Origin of the sequence: Mesorhizobium sp. B283B1A (assembly GCF_020165735.1) — a bacterium.
In the GTDB taxonomy this organism is placed as follows: Bacteria; Pseudomonadota; Alphaproteobacteria; order Rhizobiales; family Rhizobiaceae; genus Mesorhizobium; species Mesorhizobium opportunistum.
Genome location: NZ_JAIUIQ010000053.1, coordinates 1 through 21510, shown reverse-complemented (window position 1 = coordinate 21510; position 21510 = coordinate 1). Strand labels below are relative to the sequence as shown.

Sequence of the window (21510 nt, the reverse complement as noted above, 5' to 3'; positions counted from 1 at the left end):
ACAGGTCCATCTCAAATTGCCGATCATTGTTGCTGGGTGGCCAGCCCGAAGTCAGGCCACCCGGTCGAAGCAACTGGGAACGGGCCGATCAGAATTTCGCCATCCAGCCCTTCTGAGCGGCGGCTGCGGCTTGTTCGGGAGACTGTTCGCCGGCCAGCATCTTCTGGGCTTGCACGTCGAACTGGGTCATCAGGTCTTCAGCCACCGGCAGGCCCGTGAACTCATTGGCGAGATAACCGGTCTTGAAGATTTCAAAAGCCTTGCCGAACGCCTTGTCCGAGGTCACGAAATCGGGCTTGGCGTTGACGTTGCCCGGGAAGGCGTTTGCAAGCGACACGAGCTTGGCGTTGACCTTTTCACTCATCAGATATTGGACGAGTTTCCAGGCCTCTTCCTGATGTTTCGAGGCAGCCGAGATGCCGATGCCCCAGGAGGCATAGGGAAGGCCGCGCTTGCCGGTATAGTTTTCCACGACCGGGACCGGGATGAGGTCGAAGTTCAGCTTGGGATTGCGCTTGCGGATGAGGTTCACATGCGCGAGCGAGTCGATCATCATCCCGACGCGGTCGTTGACGAACTCCTCGACCTTTTCCTGCTCGGTCTTGGTGGCGATGCCGGGCGAGATGGTGCCGGCGTCGTTGAGCGATTTGACGAAGGTGAGCATATCCACCACCGGCTTGCCTTCAAGGTCCGGCTTGCCGTTCGCCATCATCGACTGACCCGAAGCCCAAACCCACGACATCATGTCGTTCTGGACGCCGGACGGCGTTTGCAGCGACAGGGGCAGCACCCAGCCATACTGGTTCTGGTCGGCGTGCGTCATCTTCTTGGCGGCTTCGAGAAACTCCGCACGGGTCGACGGCAGCTTGGTCACCCCTGCCTTGGCGGCGAGGTCCAAATTCACGAAGACCGGATAGACGAAGGAAGCCACGGGAAACATCACCGCCTTGCCGTCCACCTTGATGATGTCCGCGACTCGGGCTTTGTCGAACTTGCTCGCCTCCATCATCGGGTTCATGTCGGCCAGCGCACCCTGCGCGTTCAGATTGTTCACCCAGGCGCCGTCGAGACCGACGACGTCGCTGAGCGTTCCGGTTGCAGCACCAACCGAGATCTGGTCTCGCGTGGTGGCGTAGGGGCCGCTGACCAGCGTCACCTTGATGCCGGGGTTTGCCGCCTCGAACTCATCCATGATTGACCTGAGCGAGCCAGCCGGCAATTCGGGCTCCCACCATTGGGTGAATTCCAGCGTCGTATCCGCCATGGCGCCGGTTGCGCCAAGCAACCATGCCGCCGCGGCTATTTTCAGCATCGCGGGTTTTATGCGAAACATCATTTTCTCCTCCTTCTTTAGGATCGACCGCACAATGCGCCCGATCGTCTGGTTATTAAGAAGTCTCCTTATGCAGGTGCCTCACCTCACCCGCGTCTTGTCGCGTATATTCAGATCGCCAGATGCGTCTCGGGATCGAAGAAATGGAGCTTGGCGTCGTCCAGCGCCAACCTGATTTCCGCGCCGGAGCGGACTGTGCTGACCGGTTCGAATCTCGCCACCGCATTCGACGCCAGGCCGAAATCCTGCACCGCGTCAGGGTCGCCGGAGTCCACCCGGACCGCGTCGATGTTGAGATGGACGATATGTTCGGATCCGAGTTCTTCGATCGAGGTTACCCTTGCCGGTATCGTCTGATACTTGCGGCCGGATTCGAGGCTGCTGTCATAGAGATCCTCCGGTCGTATCCCGAACACGACCTCGCGCCCCGCATACGACCTCAAACCCGGTCTGCGCACGAAGGCTGCATCCTGCAGCCGGATGGCAAAGGCGCCGGACGTCAGTTCGTCGCCCGTCAGGGTCGCCTCGAAAAGGTTCATCGAAGGAGACCCGATGAAGCCGGCAACGAAGGCGTTCACCGGCGATTCATAGAGCCTCTTGGGTGTGTCGACCTGCTGCAGCACGCCGCCTTTCAACACCGCGACCCTGTCGCCCATCGTCATGGCTTCGGTCTGGTCGTGGGTCACATATATGGTCGTTACGCCGAGCTGCTTTTGCAAACTGGTGATCTCGGCGCGCATCTGGACACGCAGTTTCGCGTCCAGATTGGAAAGGGGTTCGTCCATGAGAAAGGCTGCCGGCTCGCGCACCATGGCGCGGCCCATGGCAACCCTTTGACGCTGTCCGCCTGAAAGGTTCGCGGGTTTGCTGTCCAGCAGAGACGTCAGTTGAAGGGTTTTGGCGATCTCGTCCACGCGCTTCTTGCGCTCGGCCTTCGGCTTGCCTGCCAGCCGCATCGAAAAGGCGATGTTTTCAAACACCGTCATATGCGGATAGAGGGCGTAGCTCTGGAAGACCATCGCGATGTCGCGATCCTTGGGCGGCATGTCGACGACGTCTATTCCGCCGATCCGCAGGCTGCCGCTGGTGACGTCCTCCAACCCCGCGATCATCCGCAATGCGGTGGATTTGCCACAGCCGGACGGCCCGACGAGAATCAAGAACTCGCCGTCCTCGACCGACAGGTTCAATTGGTCGATTGCGTGAAAATTGTTCCCGTATGTCTTGCAGATATTCTCAAGAACGACTTCTGCCATATTCCTCCCTCCACAAGTCCAAGCCACTGATTCTTATGATGGTCCTCGGCTTATGTTCACCTGCGAAATCTTTCCTCGTATAGTTCGGGCTATGTTCCGGTATCGAGCCGCGCATAGTTCAGTTCGACCGCCGACGGCGCGTTCGTCGATGCCAGGAATTCCATGACCTGGTCGGCGGTCGGAAGCGCTTCGCGCCCGCCCCGCCCCGTTATCGAAAGGGCAGCCGCCGCGGCCGCGAATGCAACCCGGCCCGCGGTGTCGGCCCCCCGCGTCAAGGCAAGGGCATAGGCGCCATGAAAGCAGTCGCCGGCACCGGTCGAGTCGACGACGGCAACCCGGTGCGGCGGCAGGTGCCAGAGCCCCGTCTCGTCGCGTCCGCGATAGAAGACACCCCTGCCGCCATCCGTCAGAACCACGGCGGACCGCGACGGCAACCACAATGCATCGAGTATCTCGGCCGGCGACTGGAGGCCCGTGGCGGTTCGCGCAAAGCCGAGCGGAAGAATGAGATGGTCGCAGAGCCCGATCAGTGTCTCGGTGGCTGAGCCGTGGCTCCATTCGATATCGCCGAGGATCGCAAGGCCAAGATCGCGAGCCCGAGTCACGACATCCAACGACCCAATCCCGTAACTATCGACGATCAGGACGGTCGCGCGGCTGAGGACCTCGTCCGGAAAATCCGTCGCGGTGCCCAGCATCGCTTCGTCGTCATACGCGATGAACCGCTCCCCATCCGAACCGACGGTGATCCGCGAGCGCACCGGGCGCGCGTGCGGGTGGCGCGGCGCGAACGCGGTTTCAACGCCGCTTGCAACGAGGTCGCACAACACGGCGTCGTCGGCGGCATCGCTCAGCCATCCGACGAACCCGGCGGTGCCGCCAAGCCGCGCGACGGCGGCAAGTGCCGTCGCGACATTTCCCCCGAAAGCTCGGGCACTTTGCAGAACCTTCCCCTTGCCCGCCGACAACGGCTGATCGACATAGACGATGTCGTCGATCGCAATCGCTCCGAAGCCAAGGATTGAAGGGACGGTGGGCATCGTTCAGGCACCCGCCTTCGCCAAGGCGTCTTGCGCCGAAAGGCCGTCATGGATGACGCCCCGAAAGGCAATCGCCGCCTTTTCCGGATCGCCATGCCCCCAGAGATTGCGGCCCACAACGGCACCGCGCGCGCCGGCACGGATGGCGTCCGCCGTCTGCTGAAGGGCGCCGAGCAGCGTGTCGGTCTTCGGACCACCGGCGATCACAACCGGCACCGGGCAGGTCCGAACGGTCTCTCGAAACGACTCGAAATCGCCCGTGTAACCGATCTTGATGACATCGACGCCAGACTCGTAGCCGATGCGTGCCGCATAGGCGATCTCGTCGGGGGTGAAGACGATTTTTGCCCCGTCGGTGAAATCGCGAGGGTAGATATGCGCCACCACCGGCATGCCGTAGCGGGCCGCAGCGTTCACCGAATCGGTCAGCCAGCGTATGTATTTGCCCTCGGTCGCGCCGCGCACCGGAATGGCCACGGCCAACGCATCGGCGCCAGCGCGCACCGCATCCTCCGGGGTTGCAATCAGCTCACTGATGCGATCGTCTGGGGTGAAGCAGCCGGCCTGGATCACCAGGGAGGCCTTGCCCGCATATTGCGGCCACAGATGGCGCGCGGTGCCAGGCTGGATGCTGACATAATCGGGTTTGCCCACCATGACGCGTGCAAGCGCGCCCGGCAGGTCGGCAAGACCTCCTTTGCGCACGTCGCCATAGCCGACAAAGTGGTCGACCGCGCCGCCAAAAAGATTGCCCGATGGATGTGAGAAGAGGCGCGCCAGGCGCACCTTGGTTCCGAGGCTCATGAGTCTAAAACTCTCCAATCGATTGGTTTCAAAATCCTTGACCCAGTGTTTGCGAAAGAAAAGATAAATGCAATCTTTCGAAAGCTTTCGAATTCGCGTATTTTGGTAGAGTGAACCGAGGCCAGCGCGATCGCTTGGCGCATGGAAGCAAGGACAGGGCAATGTTGTCGGAGCAGAGACGCCAGTCGATCCTGGGTGAGGTGCAACGCAGCGGACAGGTTCGCATCAAGGACCTGTCGGACGAATTTGGCGTGTCGGAAGTCACGGTGCGCTCCGACCTCGAGATACTGGACCGCAAGGGACTGCTGACCAAGACCCGCGGAGGGGCGGTGACCCGGACGACGGATTCGACCACGGCCGCGTTCGCCCGGCGGATGCAAACGAACCTCGACGCAAAGAAACGCATCGCCCGGGCAGCGGTAGACCTGTTCGAGGATAACCAATCGGTCATCTTCGACGGCGGCTCGACATTGATGCAAGTTGCCATGCTGTTACCGCCGCTCAGCAATGTCGTGGTCGCGGCCACGGCGATGAATATCGTGCAGCATCTGATGCATCGGCCCGGGCTCGACGTTCATATGATCGGTGGCCGGGTCTATCCGGACACGGTGAGCACGCTGATCACCGATGCCGACACCGCTCTCGGCGGCCTGGTGGCGCATCAAGTCCTTGTTGGAGCGCATGCGATTGACTCGTCACTGGATGTGGTCGACGTGAACGAAGACATGGCGCGAACCAAGCGAAACCTCGTGCGCATGGCCCGGCGCGTGGTCCTGCTTGCGGATTCGAGCAAATGGGGCGTCAGCGGAACCTCCAAAGCGTTTTCGCTGTCGAGCGTCGATGTCGTGATCACCGACGATGGCCTTTCCGACCCGATACGCAGCCAGCTTGATAGGACCGGGGCCAAGGTGATCTATGCCTGACCCCATCGCGGTCCCTGACCGCGACGGAAACGTCCGATGCGCGCATGCCCCACGGGATTCGCATCGGCGGCCGGCCGTTTTTTCATGTCTGTCATTCCTCCTCCTACGGCTGGCAGCCTCCCGATGTTGCCAGCATTTTCGCATGTTCTATAAAAAATTTACGCGCGTCAATATTTAAAATGTTGTATAGCGCTTTCCAAAACGATCCGTTGCCGGCGCAGCGGATCCGGCAGACCATGACCGCATCCGGAGGACCGATCTAAAATGCAGGCAAAATCAAGGGAAAAACTCGGAATCGGTGTCATCGGATGTGGCAACATCTCAATGACCTATTTGCGCAATGCCGCCCTCTTCGGCGGCATCGAGCTGCGCGCCTGCGCCGATATTTCGGCCGACATGGCGGCGTTGCGGGCCAAGGAATATGGCCTTCGGGCACTCGGCGTCGATGCGCTGCTGGCCGACCCCGAGATCGATCTCGTCCTCAACCTGACCATTCCCGCCGCACATTTCGACATTTCGTTTTCAGCGCTTTCGGCCGGAAAGCACGTCTTCACCGAAAAGCCGCTGGCGACGTCGGCCAGCGACGGGCGCCGGCTGGTGGCGGAGGCGGCCAAACGCGGCGTGCTGCTCGGCTCGGCCCCTGACACCTTCCTGGGTGCTGCCGGGCGCCGCGCGCGCCGGCTGATGAACGAGGGCGCCATTGGCCGCCCGGTCACCGGCACCACCTTCATGATGGGGCGCGGCATGGAGCACTGGCACCCCAACCCGCAATTCTACTACCAGCCGGGCGGCGGCCCGGTGTTCGACATGGGACCCTACTACCTGACCATGCTGGTCAACCTGCTCGGTCCGGTCGCGCGTGTCATGGCGATGGCAACGCGTGGCCAGGAGGAAAGGCTGATCACCGCCGAGGGACCGTTCAAGGACACGACGTTCAAGGTCGGTACGCCGACCAATGTGCTGTCGCTGCTCGAATTCCGCTCGGGCCCCACCGTCACCTTCGGCGCCTCGTGGGACGTCTTCAAGCACTCCAACCATCCGATCGAATTGCACGGCACGGAAGGCTCGCTACGCCTGCCCGATCCCGACACGTTCGGTGGCACCGTCTCCTTGTCCGAACGCGGCGCCGAGTGGAAGGATTTCGCCAGCGAAGGCGAACTCTACGGCGCCCGCAACTGGCCCTACGCCGCGCCCGACCGCGCCAATTACCGCATGCTGGGCGTCGCCGATCTGGTGCGCTCGCTCACGACAGGTGCGACACCCCGCGCGTCCGGCAATCTGGCACTGCATGTGCTGGAGATCATGGAGGCGATCCTGCAATCGGGCGAAACGAAAAGCTCGGTTGCCATTGCCGGCGATGTCGCCCAGCCGGCGCTACTTAACGAGGACGAAGCAGGCAGCCTGCTCGCCTAGACTCGGATCACCGTTTCACCGAACGATGATCTGTTGTTCTGACGCAATTCCGGACGGAAAACCGTTTCACACTTTTCCTGGAATGCTTCACGGAGATAATGATGACGCTCGACCCTGATGCCTTGCGCGCCCTCGAAATCGGCCGTGCGGCCGGCAGCGAACCGTTCGAGCATGGCAGCGTGGCGGCGGCGCGAGCAGCCTACAACGCTTCGTTCCCGGCGCAGCAGGGCGAGCACGAGCCAGTCGCATCAACCGCGCAGCTGACGGTCGACGGGCCGAACGGCCCAGTCACGATCCGCATCCACCGCGGCATCGGCGCGCCACTAACCGCAGCGCGAGCCGTGCTCTATCTGCATGGCGGCGGCTGGGTCATCGGCAATCTGGATTCGCACGACGATATCTGCCGCTGGCTCGCCAATCTGGGCAATGCCATCGTGGTCTGCCCCGATTACCGGCTGGCGCCGGAACACAAGTTTCCCGCAGCGCTCGAGGATTGCGCGGCAGCGCTTCGCTTCATGGCGCAGAATGCCGGGGAACTCGGCATCGACCCAGCCCGCATCACTGTGGCCGGAGACAGCGCCGGCGGCAACCTCGCCGCTGTTCTGGCTTTGCTTTCCCGCGACGGCCTGGCGCCGCCGCTTGCCGCCCAGATCCTGATCTACCCCAACACCGATGCCCGCCAGACGGCCGACAGCTACCGGCGTTTCGGCAACGGTTTCGGGCTCACCGCCGCCACCATGGCCTGGTTCCGCGACCACTATGTACGAACGCCCGATGACATCGCGGACTGGCGGGTTTCGCCGCTGCTCGCGTCAAGCCTTGCCGGCGCGGCACCGGCGTTTGTCGCCCTCGCCGGCCACGACATCCTTGCGGACGAAGGCACGGCCTATGCCGAACGCCTGCGGGCCGACGGCGTGCCGCTGGTCTTGCGGCAGTGGCCGGGGCAGATCCATGGTTTTGTCTCGATGGGCCGCCACATCAAAGCCGCGCGGCAAGCGGTGAGCGAGGCGGCGGCCTGGCTGCAGTTGCAGACGCCCGATCAGGCCGATTGACGCATCACCAAGGTCGCGCCGAGCTTGACGTTGCGTGCCACGCCTTGTCCGGGCGGATCGGCCTCGTCCAGCAGGGCAAGCAAGATCTCGACGCTGCGGCCGGCCATGGTGGCGAAATCCTGCGCCATGGTGGTCAGCGCCGGACAGGTGTAGCGGCTCAGCGGATGATCGTCATGGGCAGCGACACGGAAGTCGCAATCGGGCCGGCGACCTATCTTCAGCCCGCGCGAAAAGGCGGCCGCCATGACGCCGAAGGCGAGGCGGTCATTGGCGCAGAGTAGCGTGCGGGCCGGCAGGTCGCCATTCTCGAGCGTCTTGTCCATCCATTCATGGCCAATGCGCTCGAAATCCCAGCTGTAGTCGGCCGCCGCCTTGAGCACGATCGGCTCCAGACGAGCGGCTCGCATCGTGTCGATATAGCTCTGCAGGCGCTCGCGAGAATTGTGATTGACGTGCGGGATGTCGACATAAACAGGCGGTTCGCCGGACCGGCAGAGATAGTCGACGATAGTCGAGGTGCTCTGATGATTGTCGTTGCCGACGAACGGCGTGTCGCCCTCGATATAGGTGTCGAAATAGACGATCGGGATGTCCTCGCTCATCCGCTCGAAGACGCCGGGTTCGGAGACCGATCCGAGGGGAGCGACGATGGCGCCGGCGACCTTCAGCGACATCAGCGTCCTGACCGATTCCGCCTCCAGTTTCGGCGAACCGTGCGAGGAGATGACGATCGGCCAGAAACCCTCGCCGCGGCAGCGCAGTTCGATGCGGCTGACCATTTCGGCATAGAATGGATCGGTGAGCGCCGGCACGATGATGCCGACATTGCGGGTGCGCTTGCGATTGAGATTGCGCGCGAAAACATTGGGCTGGTAGTCCGACGACCGCAATGCCGCCTCGATGCGCGTCCGCGTCGCCGGCTTCACGCTCGCCGGATCGTCGAAATATTTCGACAGGGTCGGCCGTGACACGCCGGACGCCCTGGCGAAATCATCCATCGTGCGGTGGGTCTTCTCCGCCATCGATATTCCAGGCCCCCTCGTCCTTGCTCGCCAGTCCTTTTTCGGTCTGGCCAGAATCAGTCTTGCGGCCATTGCCGTGAGACAGCATTGCTTGACCGAATTTATCAGTCAAATTTTCGCGTTTGCAGTACAACGCAAAAGAATCGCGCGCGTCAAATTATTTATTGACGCTCTAAAATTGGCAACCTAGGTTTTGAACGCGCATGGCAATAGGGATGGCATCCGGCAACCCGCCACGGGCGAATGGGGAGGATATGAAGAAACTGGTTTGCGCCGGCGAGATCCTGGTCGAGATCATGGCCGAGCGGATCGGCCAGAGCTTCCTTGCCCCCGGCCCGCTCGTCGGCCCGTTTCCATCCGGCGCGCCGGCGATCTTCATCGACCAGGCGGCGCGGCTCGGCCAGCCGGCAGGGCTGATCGCCGCAGTCGGCGATGACGATTTCGGCCATTTGAACATCGAGCGCCTGCGCGTCGACGGCGCCGAAATCTCGGCCATCAAGGTGCATAAGGGTGCGGCGACCGGAACCGCCTTCGTCACCTACGAGGCGGACGGCAGCCGGCATTTCGTCTATAACATCAAACAAAGTGCTGCCGGCCTGATCGAAATCGGCGCCGAGGCGCGCGCGCTGCTGGCCGGCGCCGACCATTTTCACGTCATGGGCACCTCGCTGTTCTCGCCCGAGGTGATCGAGGTGGCGCGCAACGGGATCGAGGCTGTCAAGGCGCGCGGCGGCACGGTCTCCTTCGATCCCAACATCCGCAAGGAGATGCTCGATCTGCCGGGCATGCGCGACGCCTTGCATTTCGTGCTCTCGAAGACCGACGTGTTCCTGCCGAGCGGGCCGGAACTGTTCATCTTCGCCAAGGCGACCGACGAAGAAAGCGCTGTGCGCGAAATGCTGGGACGCGGCATCTCCACCGTGGTCGTCAAGAAGGGCGCCGACGGTGCCGTTCACTATGACCAGACCGGTCGCACCGCGTCGCCCGGCTTCGCCGTCGATGAAATCGATCCGACCGGCGCCGGCGACTGTTTTGCCGCCGCCTTCGTCTCCTTCTGGCTGCGTGGAGCGACACCTGAAAAAGCGCTCAGCATCGCCAATGGCTGCGGCGCGCTGGCGGTGACGAAGAAGGGGCCGATGGAGGGCATCGCCTCGTTTGCCGCCGTCGAAGCGTTCATCAAGACCGCCAAGACCGGTGCGCCGGCATGAGCCAGGCGACGGACAGGCTGGCGGCGATCGCGGCGCGTCGCGCGGCCGGTGAACGCTGCGGCATTGCCTCGATCTGCTCTGCTCATCCGCTGGTCATCGAGGCGGCGCTGCGCCATGGCAAGGCGCGCGGCGCCGATGTGCTGATCGAGGCCACCTGCAACCAGGTGAACCACGAGGGCGGCTATACCGGCATGACACCCGGGGATTTCCGGCGCTTCGTCGAGGCGATCGCCGGCAAAGTCGGCTTTCCCCTGGACCGGCTGGTGCTCGGCGGCGACCATCTCGGCCCCAATCCATGGAAACACCTGCCGGCAGCCGAAGCCATGGCGAAAGCGTCGCGCATGGTCGACGCCTATGCCGAGGCCGGCTTCACCAAGCTCCATTTGGACGCCAGCATGGGCTGCGCCGGCGAAGGCGCCGCACCGCCAGACGCGACGATTGCCGCGCGTGCGGCCGAACTGGCCGCCGTGGCGGAGGCCGCCACGGAACGAACTGAAGGCGCCAAGCCGGTCTATGTCATCGGCACGGAGGTACCGGTACCGGGTGGCGCTCTTGAGGCGATGGACCATCTGGCGGTAACGACACCGGAGGCGGCACGCGAAACGGTGCGCATTCATCGCGATGCTTTCGCCCAGCGTGGCCTCGACCAGGCCTTTGCGCGGGCGATCGGCGTCGTCGTGCAGCCGGGTGTCGAATTCGGCAATGCCGACGTGATCGCCTATCAACCGGAGCGCGCACGGGCACTCGCCGGCACGCTCCGAGACCTGCCGCAATTCGTCTTCGAGGCCCATTCGACCGACTACCAGCCGGTGGCGGCATTGAGCGCGTTGGTCGATGACGGCTTCGCCATTCTCAAGGTCGGGCCGCGGCTGACCTTCGCGCTGCGCGAGGCGCTCTATGGCCTGAGCCACATCGCCGACATTCTCGCTCCCGACGCCTCGCGGGAAAGCCTGCCGGCGGCGATGGAGCGGGCCATGCTGGCGGCGCCCGGCAACTGGAAGAATTACTATCACGGCACCGAGGCCGAGCAGCGGATCGAACGGCATTTCTCCTACAGCGATCGCATCCGCTACTACTGGCCGGCACCGGGCGCCCAACAGGCCGTGGGCGCGCTGATGCAGGCGCTTGGCGACCGCGACATCCCCTCTCCCCTCATCAGCCAGCATCTTGGCCGTCTCGGTGGTGCCGTGGCGAATGGATCCGTCGCGCCCAAAGCCAGGGAATTGCTAATCGCTGGCGTGACGGAGGTTCTCGACATCTACGCCAGCGCGACCGGCTGACTGCGGTTACGGCAGCAAGACCAGGGCTCCCGTGGTGCGGCGGGATTCCAGATCGCGGTGCGCATCGGCGGCGTCGGCAAGGGTGTAGCGGGTCGGCGCCTCGACCCTGACCACGCCTTGCCGAAGCGCCTGGAAAAACCTGGCGACGTGCGGCGCGAGCTTTTCCGGCGTGTCGGTGTAATGCGCGTAGTTGGGCCGCGACAGGGTGAGCGATTTGGAGGCGAAGCGGCCGATATCCCAATTGCCGACCGGCCCCGAAGCCTGGCCGAAGCTGACGAGATGGCCGCGCACGGCAAGGGCCGCGAGCGAGCCGCCGAATGTGTCGTTGCCGACCGCGTCATAGGCGACATCGGCGCCCGCGCCATTGGTCAGCCGCATGACGGCCTCGGCGAAATTCTCGCGGGAATAGACGACGACATGGTACGCGCCGAGACGCTCGACGATCCGCGCCTTGTCGTCGCTGGACACCGTGGCGATGACCGTCGCGCCGAGGTGGCGCGCCCATTGCACCAGCAGCTGGCCGATGCCACCGGCCGCCGCATGGATGAGGACGATGTCGCCCGGTTTCACGGCGTGGACATCATGCAGCAGAAAACTGGCGCTGACGCCCTTGAGCAGGCCGGCGGCGGCGATCTCATCCGGGATATCGTCGGAGAGATGAACCAGCAGTTCGGGCGCCATGTTGCGCCGCTCCGCATAGGCGCCGACCGGCGGACAGGCATAGGCGACGCGGTCACCGGCAGAGAAGCCCGACACCGCCGACCCAACCGCCTCGACGATGCCTGCGGCCTCCATGCCCGGCACGCCAGGCGGCTGCAGCAGGTCGAAAAAGCCGGTGCGGCAATAGACATCGATGAAATTGACGCCGATCACCGTGTGACGGATCCGCACCTCATTCGGCGCGGGTTGTGGCAGGCCGATTTCCCGCAGTTGCAATTCTTCCGGGCCGCCATAGCGCTCGACCACGATCGCACGGGTCGTTGCGGCCTGGCCCGGCGCGACCATTGGGGCGGCACGCGGCATCTCCACGGATGATGGCGACGCGACCCGAAGCGTCCTTGTCTCGACCGGCGAGCCTGTGTTTGCGCGCCGCAGAAGATTGCGCACCGCCGCGAAGCCGGCCTGATAGATGCCTTCGGTGACCAGCTTGACCAGTTCGTCGCGGCGATGCGCCGGCGGGTGGAATTCGGAATTCCATTCCCAGAAGGTGGCATTGCCGTCGGTCACCGGCTTCAGCCGCAGCGAGGCGACGTAACCCATCAGCGGCAGCGGCGCTTCGAGCAGGCAATAGCTCAGCCGCCGGTCCTTGTCGGACAGCGCCAGCAATTGCTCGCGCAGCTCGCCGCCGTCGTTCAGCCTGAAGTGGCGCACGGAGCCGACCGCATCGACCGGCTCGCCGCCCTCGATCTCGCTGAAGGCGATCGCCGGATGCCAGCGGTCATGGCCGTTGAAATCGCGCAGGATCGCCCAGACCTCGTCGACCGGCGCATCGATGATCGTGCTCTGACGGACCTGGACCATCGGCCGGCGTCAGCGCCCGAACCGGTGCTTCAGCGCGGTCAAGCCGGCCTGGAACACGCCATTGCCGATCTGCTGCATCAAGGCTGCCTCGCGGTCCGGCGCGCAGTCGAACTCCGCCTGCCATTCGGCGAGCGTCAGATTGCCGTCGGTGATCGGCGTCAGCGACAGCGTGGCGACATAGTTCTCCACCGCCATCGGACTTTCCAGGATCGCGTAGCTGCAGGACAGATCGTAGTCGGACAGCGCCAGCAGTCTTTCGCGGATGCGCCCGCCGTCCTTCAACGTGAAACTTCTGATGCAGCCGATCTGGTCGGGTTGCGCGTTCTGTTCGATGCGGCTGTCGGAAACGAACGGCGCCCAGCTTGGCAGTGCATTGAAGTTGCGAACGAGCTTCCAGACTTCCGCCGCCGGTGCGGGAATGACAGAGGACACATAGACCTTGGTCATGCTTGGGGGCCGGCTATGGGCATGGCAGTCCGCGTATGCATTGTCTCGCGCCGCGCCAGATCGACCCCCACTCCGTCGAGCTTTGCTCGACACCTCTCCCCCGATCGACGGGGGGAGGAACGGTGCGAACCGTCCACGGCGGGCTCCCTTCCTCTCCCTCCGGAGGGGGGAGAGGTGGCGCTGCGAAGCAGCGACGGAGTGGGGGAACCACTTGGCAATCGTCGCGAACCGACGCAGCATGGCAATCAGGCGCAAGGCATCGTCTCGCACGGCCCAATGAAGCGCGAGGAAACGCCGCCCGCACTTCAGTGATCGCGGTCGTCATCGTCGTCCTTGGCGGCCTTGCCCTTGCCCTTCTTGTCGCGGGTCAGGCTGGAAATATCCTTGGCGTCGCGCAGCACGTCGGTCATGCGGCCGAGCGAGCCGCCCTCGATGCCGATCTCCTTCATCAGATTGTCGATCATCGGCGCCTGCACGCGGTAGCGCAGCGCGGAATCGATCACCTCGTCGGTGACGTTGCGGTTGCCGCCGGCGCCCCCGTTGATGCCGTCAACATGCAGGATCTTGATGCCGTCGATCTTCTCCATCGGCTTGACGCTTTCGCGGATGATGCCTTCCATATGGTCGAGCAGTTTTCCGCGCAGACGCCCGGCGCGGGCTTCGTCGGACAGAAGGTTCTCGGCCTCGTTCAACTGGCGATGGCCTGTTGCGTCGACCTCGTAGCGCTGCGCGGCGGCAAGAGCGTGGATCTTCTCGGCCTCCGCCGAAGCGACGGCGGCGATCTTCTGCGCTTCGGCCAGGCTCTTCGCCGCCTTCATCTCGGCATCCGCGGCGGAGACGACGCGCAGTGCCTCGCGCTCGGCCTCGCGTTGCGCGCCGATGAGGTCGGTCAGCTTGCGGCGCTCGGCGATCTCGCGTTCGCGGGCGGTGAAGGCCTGTTCCTCGGCCTGGACGGCCTTGGCGCGAACCGCCTCCGACGCGGCGATAGCGGAAGAGCGTTCCTGCGTTTTCTTGGCGATATCGATCGCCTTCTGGATCTCGGCGATCTCGATCTTCTGGTCGCGGTCGACGCCGAGCTGCCTGATGTCACGGTCCTTTATCAGGCGGGCTTCCTCGATGCCACGTTCGGTGGTGATGCGGGCGCGCTCGACCTCCTCGCTGGCCGAAATTTCAGCCTCCTCGAAGGCTTGGCGCTTGGCGATCTGCAGCGCCTCCAGATGACGCTCGCGTTCGATGCGGACCTCGTCGACGACGCGTTCCTGCGCAATGCGCGCCGTCTCGGTCGCCTGGTTCTCGACGATCTCGGCGCGGCGCTTCTCGGCCTCGGCCTTGGTCACTTCCAGTGCCTTTTCGGCCAGCGTAATCTGGCGTTCCAGTTCGGCAACCTCAAGCAGTTTCTTGCGCTCGATCTCGAGCTTGCTTTGCGCGCCCTCGCGCTCGATGCGGGCCTTTTCCAGCGACAGTTCGAGCGCGATCTGCTCGCGCTCGGTCAACTCGCGCATCTTCATCTCGGTCTCGTCGAGCGAACGGCGGCGCGCGATCTCGCGGCGCTGCGTGTCCTCCTCGCTTTTGATGCGCTCCTCAGTGATGTTGCGCTCCTGGTTCAGCCGCGATTTCTCGACGGCTTCACGCGACGAAAGCTGCGCCTGCTCGGATTCCTGGTCGCGCAACGCACGCTCGATGGCGAGTTCAGACCGCTGCGCGGCGCGGCGGATCTCGACCTCGCGTTCCTGTTCGAGGCGGGCATATTCGGTGTCGCGGTCGATCTCCAGCACCTTGCGCTGGGTGTCGAGATTCTGGTTGCGGATATCGACCAGCGTGCGCTGCTCGATCTCGTTGCGCATGCGCCGCCTTGTCTCGATCGATTCCGTCAGCTGCGTCAGGCCTTCGGCGTCGAAGGCGTTGGACGGATCGAAATATTCGAGGCTGGTCTGGTCGAGATCGACGATGGCGACGCTTTCCAGCTCAAGCCCATTGGCGGCGAGCGACTCCTCGGCCAGCCGGCGCACCTTGGCGGCGTAGTCGCCACGCAGTTCATGCATCTCTTCCAGCGTCATCTGGGCGGCGACCGTGCGGAGGGCGCCGGCGAACTTGCCTTCGAGCAGTTCGCGCAGGCTGTCGGGCTGCAGCGTGCGGCGGCCCAGCGTCTGCGCGGCGGCGGCGACCAGTTCGCGGCTGGCGCCGACGCGCACGAAGAACTCGGCGATCAGGTCGACGCGCATGCGGTTGCGGGTGATCAGCGCAAGTCCGTCCTCGCGCCGCACCTCGATGCGCAGCACGTTCATGTTGACGGGAGTGATGTCGTGCAGGACCGGGATGACGAAAGCGCCGCCATTCACCACCACCTTCTCGCCCATGAAGCCGGTGCGCACGAACGCCGTCTCCTTGGTCGAGCGGCGGTAGAGCCACCGCAAGATGTAGACGGCGATCACCACGACGACCGCCGCAACGATCAGCCACAACAGGAAAGCGCCAAAGGTCTGCGCGTCCATGATCTATCCTCCCCAAGACAATACGGCCGGCGCGAGGCGACCGATTTCAAACATCCACCTGCACGGTGGCGAAGTCCAATTCTTCATGCCCGCCTCTGCAGCTTCGGCGTGATCGCGTGGAAGGCAGCGACCGCCGCATCGACGAAAGGCGTGTCGTTGATGTTGGCCCGCACTCGTTCGACATGGCGCAAAGGTGTCCGGCGAACGGTCTTCTCGATCGCCTCGAACAGAGCGTTGTCGGCTTCCGGGTCGTGAAAGGGCTGGCCGGGCGCGTCGAGCATCGAGACGCCGCCCTCCGGCAGCAGGAAGCGCACCGGACCGTTCATGGCGTTGAGCCGCGCGCCGATCCATTCGCCGAAGGCGCGGTTCTCGTCGCGCGTCGTGCGCATCAGCGTGACGTTGGGATTGTGGATGACGAATTTGCGGCTCTTGAATTTTTCCGGCACGCTGTCGCGTGGGCCGAAATTGACCATGTCGAGCGCGCCGGTCGAGCCGACATAGGGCAGTCCGGTGCGGATCACCGCGCCGAAACGATCCTCGGTTGCCGGGAAGACACCGCCGACGATCATGTCGGCCACTTCCGTGGTGGTGAGATCAAGGAAGGCCGACAACAGCCGGGAGTCGCCGAGGTTTTCCATGGCGCGTCCGCCGATGCCGGTGGCGTGGAAGACGAGGCAGTCATAGTCGGCTTCAAGTCGTTTCGTGACAGCCTGCACCAAAGGCGTGGTGACGCCGAACATGGTGATGCCGACGGCCGGCCGCGCCAGCTTGCGCTTTGCCTCCCATGCCTCGGTGTTGGGCAATTGCGCGACCATGCCGGCCATCGCATGCGCTGCATTGGAGAGCACCTGTTCGGTGATCGAGTTCAGCCCCTGCACATCGGCGACCGAATGAAACATCATGATGTCGGCGCCGCCGACATATTTGGCGACATCGCCGGCCGCCACCGTCGAGACCATCAGCTTGGGGATGCCGACAGGAAGCACGCGCATGCCGGAGGTTGCCAGCGTGGTGCCTCCTGAACCGCCCGCCGAGATGACGCCGCCGATGCCCGGCTCGCGTCCGATCCAGCGCGCGAAGGCTTCCGCCATGGCGCTGACCGATCCGCCGCGATCATTGGTGAAGACGGCGGATGAGCCACGCGGGTGCATGCCGGCCACCTGCATGGCCGGCACATCGGCGCTGGTCGGTTTTCCCGAGGTCGACAGATCGACGGTGCGCACAGGCAGGCCTAGCGACTTCAGCCGGTCGGCAACGAAGCGCAATTCCTTGCCCTTGGTGTCGAAGGTGCCGGCGACCAGCACCGTCCTGCCGATGCGCTCGGCAAAGGGGATGGCGAAGACCTTCTTCAAATCATCCTGGGGTGCCGTCTTGTCGACCGCCGCCTGCCGCAGTTCGGTGACCGGCACGTTCCAGCGGTTGGGCAGTTCGGTGACCGGTCGATAGACGGCATTCTGTGACGCCACTTCGGTCGAACCGTTGGCGGCGCGGTCAACGCGATAGACTTCCGCCAGTTGCTCCTTGGCTTGCGCGGCTTCCGCCGGCGTGACCTGCGCTTCCTCGGCATGGCGTCCGACACCGAGCAGGCGTTGTTGCAATTCGCGATCGGCGGCGAGCGCCTTGGCGTCCATCAGCCTGTTGATGCGGCCGTTGACCATGATGGCGACCTGGTTCGACACGGCGGTCGCCACGCCGATGTTCTGCTCGATCACCAGAACCGCCATCTCGCCTTCGGCGGCGAGATCGACGAGCATGCGCTCGACCTGGTCGACGATGACAGGCGCCAGGCCTTCGGTCGGCTCGTCCATGACCAGCAGTTTTGGGTCGCTGAGCAGCGCGCGCGCGATCGCCAGCATCTGCTGTTCGCCGCCAGACAGCTGCGAGCCGCCATTGGCACGGCGTTCGGCCAGGCGCGGAAAGGTCTGGTAGACACGCTCGACGGTCCAGCTGGCGTCACGCCGATTGCCGGCGGCGAGACGCAGATGCTCGTCGACCGTCAGGCTCGGCCAGACGCGGCGGCCTTGCGGGACATAGCCTACACCGAGGCGATGGATTTCGTGCGGCTCGAGTGACGTGATCTCGCGGCCATCGACGCGGATCGAGCCGGACTTGGCCCGCTTCAGGCCGACGATGGTGTTGCACAGCGTCGACTTGCCCATGCCGTTGCGGCCGACCACCGACAGCACGCCGCTTTCCAGCGTCAGCGAGACGCCCTGCAGCGCATGGCTCTCGCCGTAGAAGACCTGCAGGTCTTCTATCCTGAGGATGGCCCTGGTTGGCTTGCCGGAGGAGGTCGGACGCTCAGCCATGCTTGCCCCCGAGATAGATCTCCTGCACCTCGGGATCGGCTTCGATCTCCTGCGGCGTGCCTTCCTTGAACAGCCGGCCATTGTGCATCATCGAGACATATTCCGAGACGCGCAACGCGACATCGAGGTCGTGCTCGATGATGATGTAGCCGATATGCTTCGGCAGTGCGTTGAGGATGGCGACGAGGTCGCGGCGCTCGGTCGGGGAAAGACCGGCCGCCGGTTCGTCGAACAGGATGAAACGCGGCGCGCCGGCGAGCGCCAGCGCGATCTCCAGCTGGCGCTGCTGGCCGTGGCTCAGCGTCGCCACCAGCGCGTCGCGGAGGGCTTCGAGGTGGACGGCGTTGAGGATCGATTCCGCCTGCACCATGTTGACGTCGGTCGTTGCCGGGCGCAGCAGCGAAAATCGCCGGCGCGAAACGCCGCGGCAGGCGAGAAAGATGGAATCGAGGACCGACAGGCCCTTGAACAATTGCGATATCTGATAGGTGCGGCGCAAGCCGCGCCGGATGCGCTCGTGCGGCGGCAGGTCGGTGATGTCCTCGCCGAAGAAGCGGATGCGCCCGGCCGTCGGCAGGAAGTCGCCCGTCACCGCGTTGAACAGGGTTGTCTTGCCGGCGCCGTTGGAGCCGAGGACCGCGCGCCGCTCGCCGGCCGCGATCCTCATGGTGATGCCCGAGAGCGCCACCAGCGCCCCGAAATGCCGCGCCACGCCATCGAGCTCCAGCGCATAGGCGCCGGTGCTCTGAAGACGGTTTGCTGCGAAGCTTTCGGTCACTGGCGGCTGCACTCGGCGTCGGTTACGGGCAGCTCGGATTGTCGCGGTTGACCGCGCCGAGCTTCATGAACTCGTCTTCGGGAATGCCGAGGGTCTGGTTGACCTGCGGCACGACCTTGACCAGCTTGTTGAGGAGGTTGCCGTCGGCGCCTTCGGTGACCTCGGTCAGGAAGATGTCGGCGATGGCGTTACGGTTCTTGTCGAGCGACACCTTGCCGGTCGGCGTGTCGAAGGACAGTTTCGACAGCGCCTCGCGCAGCTTCTTGCCGCCGTCGGAGACGTCGCCGCCGACCTGGTCGAGACCAAGCAGCGTCGCCTTCATATCGACATAGTAGCCATGGGCGAAGAGCGAGGGCGAGGGAAACGCGCCCGGCTGCTTCTTGTAGGCCTCTACGAAGGTTTTCCAGGCCGGCGCATCGTTGGTATCGGCGGTCGGGCCGGCCGAGGGCGTGCCCTTCAGCACGTCCTTCAACTTGCCTTTCGAGGTTAGCACCGTCTGGTCGACGGTGATCGAGCCGCCGATCAGCGGCGCGGTGCCGCCGCCCTGCTGATATTGGGTCAGGAAGTTGACCGCATCGGCGCCGCCGAGCGCGACATAGATCGCATCGACATCTTCCGGAATGGCGGCGATGACCGAGGAGAAGTCCTTGTTGCCAATCGGCACCCAGGACTTCGAGGGCACGTGGCCACCGGCCTTGCAGAATTCGGCCATGAAGCCGAACACCTGCGTGTAGGGGAAGGAATAATCCTCGGCGACGGTGGCGACCTTCTTGTAACCCTTGTCCTTGAAGGCATAGGTGCCGAGGCCGGCCATCCACTGCGCACCATCGGTCGAGAAGCGGAAGAAATTTTCGGCCGGATCGCGCAATGTCGTGTCCTGCGCGGCCGAGGTGCCGTTGATGAAGGTCACGTTCGGCTGCGTCTTGGCGTAATCCTTGACGGCAATGCCTTCGTCGCCCGAGAGCGGGCCGACCAGAACCTTGACGCCGTCCTGCTCGACCAGCTTGCGTGCCGCGCGCACGGCGCTGTCGGGAGAGGCGTCGGACGAGCCCTTGACGATCTCGATCTTCTTGCCGGCGACGCTGCCGTTCATCTCCGCAACCGCCGTCATGGCGCCGCGCTCGCCGTCCTCGCCGAGCACCGTGAACGGCCCTTCGAAGGTGGCGAGCAGGCCGATCTTGATGGTGTCGTCGGCAGCCAGCGCCATCGAAGGCGCGGTCAGCCCGGTGAACACCGCCAAGGCGAGCAATGTACGTCTATGCATCCTCATGATTTTTCCTCCCGTTGATCTCATTTTGCAGTGGTTCATTCCATCCCGGTTGCTAGGGGCCGGGACGCAAGGACTCCTGGGCAAGATGTGGCTTGATCCTCCCCCACAACCCAAGAATTCCATCCGGTGAGACGAAGACGATCACCAGGAACACCAGGCCGATCAGCGTGTTGAAACGCTCGGCGCCGACGATGTCGATGGCGAAGGTCTGCATCAGGACGACGACGAGCGCGCCGAGAAACGGGCCGATCGGATGGCGCAGGCCGCCGATGACGGCGATTATCAGCACGTCGATCGCCGCGTCGACGCCGATGGTGCCCGGCGAGACGCGGCCGTTGAACCAGACCAGCAGCACGCCCGCCAGTCCGGCGATGACGCCCGCCAAAGCCCAAGCGAAGACCTTGTGCGCGGTGACGTGATAGCCAAGCGCACGCATGCGACGCGGGTTGTCGCGGATCGCCTGCAAGGTCATGCCGAACGTCGAGCGCGAGCCGTAGAGCACCGCGGCGTAGGAGAGCACCGCGAGGCCAAGGCAGAGATAGTAGAACGGCTTCGCGTCGCGCCAGCCGATGCCCCAGAACACCGGCGCGCGGATGCCGGCATAGCCGGAATGGCCGTTGAAGATGGCGTAGTTCTGCTGCGCGAAATAGTAAGTCGCGGTGGCGATCGCCAGCGTGATCATGATTGTGTAGATGCCCTCGGTGCGCACCGAGATCCAGCCGATCAGCGCCGATGCCAGTGCCGCCGCCAGAACCGCGAACGGCACCGCGAGCCACCACGGCCAGCCGAGGCCGAGGATGCTGGAATTGTTGTTGCCCAGGATGGCGATGGCGTAGGCGGAGATGCCGGCGACCGTGATCTGCGCCAGGCTGACCATGCCGCCATAGCCGGCGAGCAGCATCAGCGACAGGCCCAGCATGCCGAAGATCAGCGAATAGCCGCCGATCTGCGTCAGGAAGAAATCGGATGCCACTAGGGGATAGAGCACCAGTGCGACACCAAGGATGATGTGGCCGGCGCCGAGCTTCTCCAGCCAGTTCGGCTGCGTGGCGCTGGTGGTGGCGATGGCCAGGCTCATCGCGCCTTCCCCATGATGCCCTGTGGCCTGACCGCCAGCGTCACCACCATGATGACGAAGGTCAGAACGATGCCGTAGGTCGGGAAGTAGACGAGGCCGATCTGCTCGGCGAGACCGATGAGCAGAGCGCCGATGGCGGCCCCGGTGATCGAGCCCATGCCGCCGACGATGACCACGACCAGCGAAGCCAGGAGATAACGGACATCCTCGCCTGGCGCGACCGAAAGCGCCGAGCCACCGACGACGCCCGCAAAGCCCGCGAGGCCCCCGCCGCCGGCAAAGAC

At 64.2% G+C, this 21510-nt stretch carries 18 protein-coding genes; 5 read left to right on the top strand and 13 right to left on the bottom strand.

From position 1 onward, the window contains the following. Window positions 1–88 precede the first annotated feature (88 nt). The 4 genes from LB577_RS29460 to LB577_RS29445 all read right to left on the bottom strand — a co-directional run bounded on the left by LB577_RS29460 (window position 89) and on the right by LB577_RS29445 (window position 4433). Window positions 89–1336, bottom strand: coding sequence for an ABC transporter substrate-binding protein (locus LB577_RS29460; protein ID WP_224689969.1), 1248 nt, complete (start codon window positions 1334–1336; stop codon window positions 89–91). A 107-nt stretch (window positions 1337–1443) separates the two neighbouring features. Continuing rightward, window positions 1444–2589 carry an ABC transporter ATP-binding protein gene (locus LB577_RS29455; protein WP_224689968.1) on the bottom strand — a complete coding sequence of 382 codons (1146 nt, stop codon included), beginning with the start codon at window positions 2587–2589 and terminating at the stop codon, window positions 1444–1446. Window positions 2590–2678: 89 nt separating this feature from the next. Beyond that, window positions 2679–3629, bottom strand: coding sequence for a PfkB family carbohydrate kinase (locus tag LB577_RS29450; protein ID WP_224689967.1), 951 nt, complete (start codon window positions 3627–3629; stop codon window positions 2679–2681). A 3-nt stretch (window positions 3630–3632) separates the two neighbouring features. After that, window positions 3633–4433 carry a class I fructose-bisphosphate aldolase gene (locus LB577_RS29445; RefSeq protein ID WP_023756676.1) on the bottom strand — a complete coding sequence of 267 codons (801 nt, stop codon included), beginning with the start codon at window positions 4431–4433 and terminating at the stop codon, window positions 3633–3635. 161 nt (window positions 4434–4594) lie between these two features. On the opposite strand from LB577_RS29445, the gene LB577_RS29440 reads away from it, so the two are divergent. The 3 genes from LB577_RS29440 (at window position 4595) to LB577_RS29430 (ending at window position 7821) form a co-directional block, all read left to right on the top strand. Continuing rightward, a complete protein-coding gene (locus LB577_RS29440; RefSeq protein WP_023764767.1) occupies window positions 4595–5356 on the top strand; it encodes a DeoR/GlpR family DNA-binding transcription regulator in 762 nt (253 codons plus the stop codon). Window positions 5357–5620: 264 nt separating this feature from the next. Beyond that, complete coding sequence (locus LB577_RS29435) at window positions 5621–6769, top strand: Gfo/Idh/MocA family protein (protein ID WP_224689966.1); 1149 nt, start codon at window positions 5621–5623, stop codon at window positions 6767–6769. Between the two features lie 101 nt (window positions 6770–6870). Further along, the gene (locus LB577_RS29430) at window positions 6871–7821 is read left to right on the top strand and encodes an alpha/beta hydrolase (RefSeq protein ID WP_224689965.1); all 951 of its coding nucleotides are present in this window, start codon (window positions 6871–6873) and stop codon (window positions 7819–7821) included. Here the strand turns inward: LB577_RS29430 and LB577_RS29425 are convergent. Continuing rightward, window positions 7809–8843, bottom strand: a complete 1035-nt coding sequence (locus tag LB577_RS29425; protein WP_224689964.1) for a LacI family DNA-binding transcriptional regulator — start codon at window positions 8841–8843, stop codon at window positions 7809–7811. The two genes, LB577_RS29430 and LB577_RS29425, sit on opposite strands and share 13 nt — an antisense overlap. A gap of 254 nt (window positions 8844–9097) precedes the next feature. Here LB577_RS29425 and LB577_RS29420 point away from each other — a divergent pair, with 254 nt between their 5' ends. Together LB577_RS29420 and LB577_RS29415 are read left to right on the top strand one after the other, a co-directional pair. After that, window positions 9098–10051, top strand: coding sequence for a sugar kinase (locus tag LB577_RS29420; RefSeq protein WP_224689963.1), 954 nt, complete (start codon window positions 9098–9100; stop codon window positions 10049–10051). After that, complete coding sequence (locus LB577_RS29415; RefSeq protein WP_224689962.1) at window positions 10048–11331, top strand: D-tagatose-bisphosphate aldolase, class II, non-catalytic subunit; 1284 nt, start codon at window positions 10048–10050, stop codon at window positions 11329–11331. Before LB577_RS29420 ends, LB577_RS29415 begins: the two co-directional genes overlap by 4 nt. A 6-nt stretch (window positions 11332–11337) precedes the next feature. Here the strand turns inward: LB577_RS29415 and LB577_RS29410 are convergent, their stop codons facing one another. The 8 genes from LB577_RS29410 to LB577_RS29375 form a co-directional block, all read right to left on the bottom strand. Further along, window positions 11338–12852 carry an SRPBCC family protein gene (locus LB577_RS29410; RefSeq protein WP_224689961.1) on the bottom strand — a complete coding sequence of 505 codons (1515 nt, stop codon included), beginning with the start codon at window positions 12850–12852 and terminating at the stop codon, window positions 11338–11340. 9 nt (window positions 12853–12861) lie between these two features. After that, window positions 12862–13299 carry an SRPBCC family protein gene (locus tag LB577_RS29405; RefSeq protein WP_224689960.1) on the bottom strand — a complete coding sequence of 146 codons (438 nt, stop codon included), beginning with the start codon at window positions 13297–13299 and terminating at the stop codon, window positions 12862–12864. A gap of 305 nt (window positions 13300–13604) precedes the next feature. Beyond that, the gene (locus tag LB577_RS29400; RefSeq protein ID WP_224689959.1) at window positions 13605–15791 is read right to left on the bottom strand and encodes a flotillin domain-containing protein; all 2187 of its coding nucleotides are present in this window, start codon (window positions 15789–15791) and stop codon (window positions 13605–13607) included. Between the two features lie 83 nt (window positions 15792–15874). Then, complete coding sequence (locus LB577_RS29395; RefSeq protein WP_224689958.1) at window positions 15875–18100, bottom strand: ABC transporter permease; 2226 nt, start codon at window positions 18098–18100, stop codon at window positions 15875–15877. Next, complete coding sequence (locus LB577_RS29390; RefSeq protein WP_224689957.1) at window positions 18093–18878, bottom strand: ABC transporter ATP-binding protein; 786 nt, start codon at window positions 18876–18878, stop codon at window positions 18093–18095. The genes LB577_RS29395 and LB577_RS29390 overlap by 8 nt, the downstream gene beginning before the upstream one ends. Window positions 18879–18900: 22 nt before the next feature. Continuing rightward, entirely contained in the window at window positions 18901–20148 is a 1248-nt protein-coding gene (locus LB577_RS29385) for an ABC transporter substrate-binding protein (protein WP_023764757.1), read from the bottom strand. Window positions 20149–20200: 52 nt separating this feature from the next. Then, entirely contained in the window at window positions 20201–21226 is a 1026-nt protein-coding gene (locus tag LB577_RS29380) for a branched-chain amino acid ABC transporter permease (RefSeq protein WP_224689956.1), read from the bottom strand. After that, window positions 21223–21510 (bottom strand): ABC transporter permease subunit (locus LB577_RS29375; RefSeq protein WP_411969354.1); only part of this gene is annotated, 288 nt, incomplete at its 5' end. The genes LB577_RS29375 and LB577_RS29380, both read right to left, overlap by 4 nt.

What these genes read in the sequence shown, in the direction of transcription:
- LB577_RS29380 (WP_224689956.1), bottom strand. Translation starts at nt 21,226, where the DNA reads ATGAGCCTGGCCATCGCCACCACCAGCGCCACGCAGCCGAACTGGCTG.
- LB577_RS29425 (WP_224689964.1), bottom strand. Translation starts at nt 8,843, where the DNA reads ATGGCGGAGAAGACCCACCGCACGATGGATGATTTCGCCAGGGCGTCC.
- LB577_RS29385 (WP_023764757.1), bottom strand. Translation starts at nt 20,148, where the DNA reads ATGAGGATGCATAGACGTACATTGCTCGCCTTGGCGGTGTTCACCGGG.
- LB577_RS29415 (WP_224689962.1), top strand. Translation starts at nt 10,048, where the DNA reads ATGAGCCAGGCGACGGACAGGCTGGCGGCGATCGCGGCGCGTCGCGCG.
- LB577_RS29460 (WP_224689969.1), bottom strand. Translation starts at nt 1,336, where the DNA reads ATGATGTTTCGCATAAAACCCGCGATGCTGAAAATAGCCGCGGCGGCA.
- LB577_RS29445 (WP_023756676.1), bottom strand. Translation starts at nt 4,433, where the DNA reads ATGAGCCTCGGAACCAAGGTGCGCCTGGCGCGCCTCTTCTCACATCCA.
- LB577_RS29395 (WP_224689958.1), bottom strand. Translation starts at nt 18,100, where the DNA reads ATGGCTGAGCGTCCGACCTCCTCCGGCAAGCCAACCAGGGCCATCCTC.
- LB577_RS29435 (WP_224689966.1), top strand. Translation starts at nt 5,621, where the DNA reads ATGCAGGCAAAATCAAGGGAAAAACTCGGAATCGGTGTCATCGGATGT.
- LB577_RS29450 (WP_224689967.1), bottom strand. Translation starts at nt 3,629, where the DNA reads ATGCCCACCGTCCCTTCAATCCTTGGCTTCGGAGCGATTGCGATCGAC.
- LB577_RS29400 (WP_224689959.1), bottom strand. Translation starts at nt 15,791, where the DNA reads ATGGACGCGCAGACCTTTGGCGCTTTCCTGTTGTGGCTGATCGTTGCG.
- LB577_RS29440 (WP_023764767.1), top strand. Translation starts at nt 4,595, where the DNA reads ATGTTGTCGGAGCAGAGACGCCAGTCGATCCTGGGTGAGGTGCAACGC.
- LB577_RS29430 (WP_224689965.1), top strand. Translation starts at nt 6,871, where the DNA reads ATGACGCTCGACCCTGATGCCTTGCGCGCCCTCGAAATCGGCCGTGCG.
- LB577_RS29405 (WP_224689960.1), bottom strand. Translation starts at nt 13,299, where the DNA reads ATGACCAAGGTCTATGTGTCCTCTGTCATTCCCGCACCGGCGGCGGAA.
- LB577_RS29420 (WP_224689963.1), top strand. Translation starts at nt 9,098, where the DNA reads ATGAAGAAACTGGTTTGCGCCGGCGAGATCCTGGTCGAGATCATGGCC.
- LB577_RS29455 (WP_224689968.1), bottom strand. Translation starts at nt 2,589, where the DNA reads ATGGCAGAAGTCGTTCTTGAGAATATCTGCAAGACATACGGGAACAAT.
- LB577_RS29410 (WP_224689961.1), bottom strand. Translation starts at nt 12,852, where the DNA reads ATGGTCCAGGTCCGTCAGAGCACGATCATCGATGCGCCGGTCGACGAG.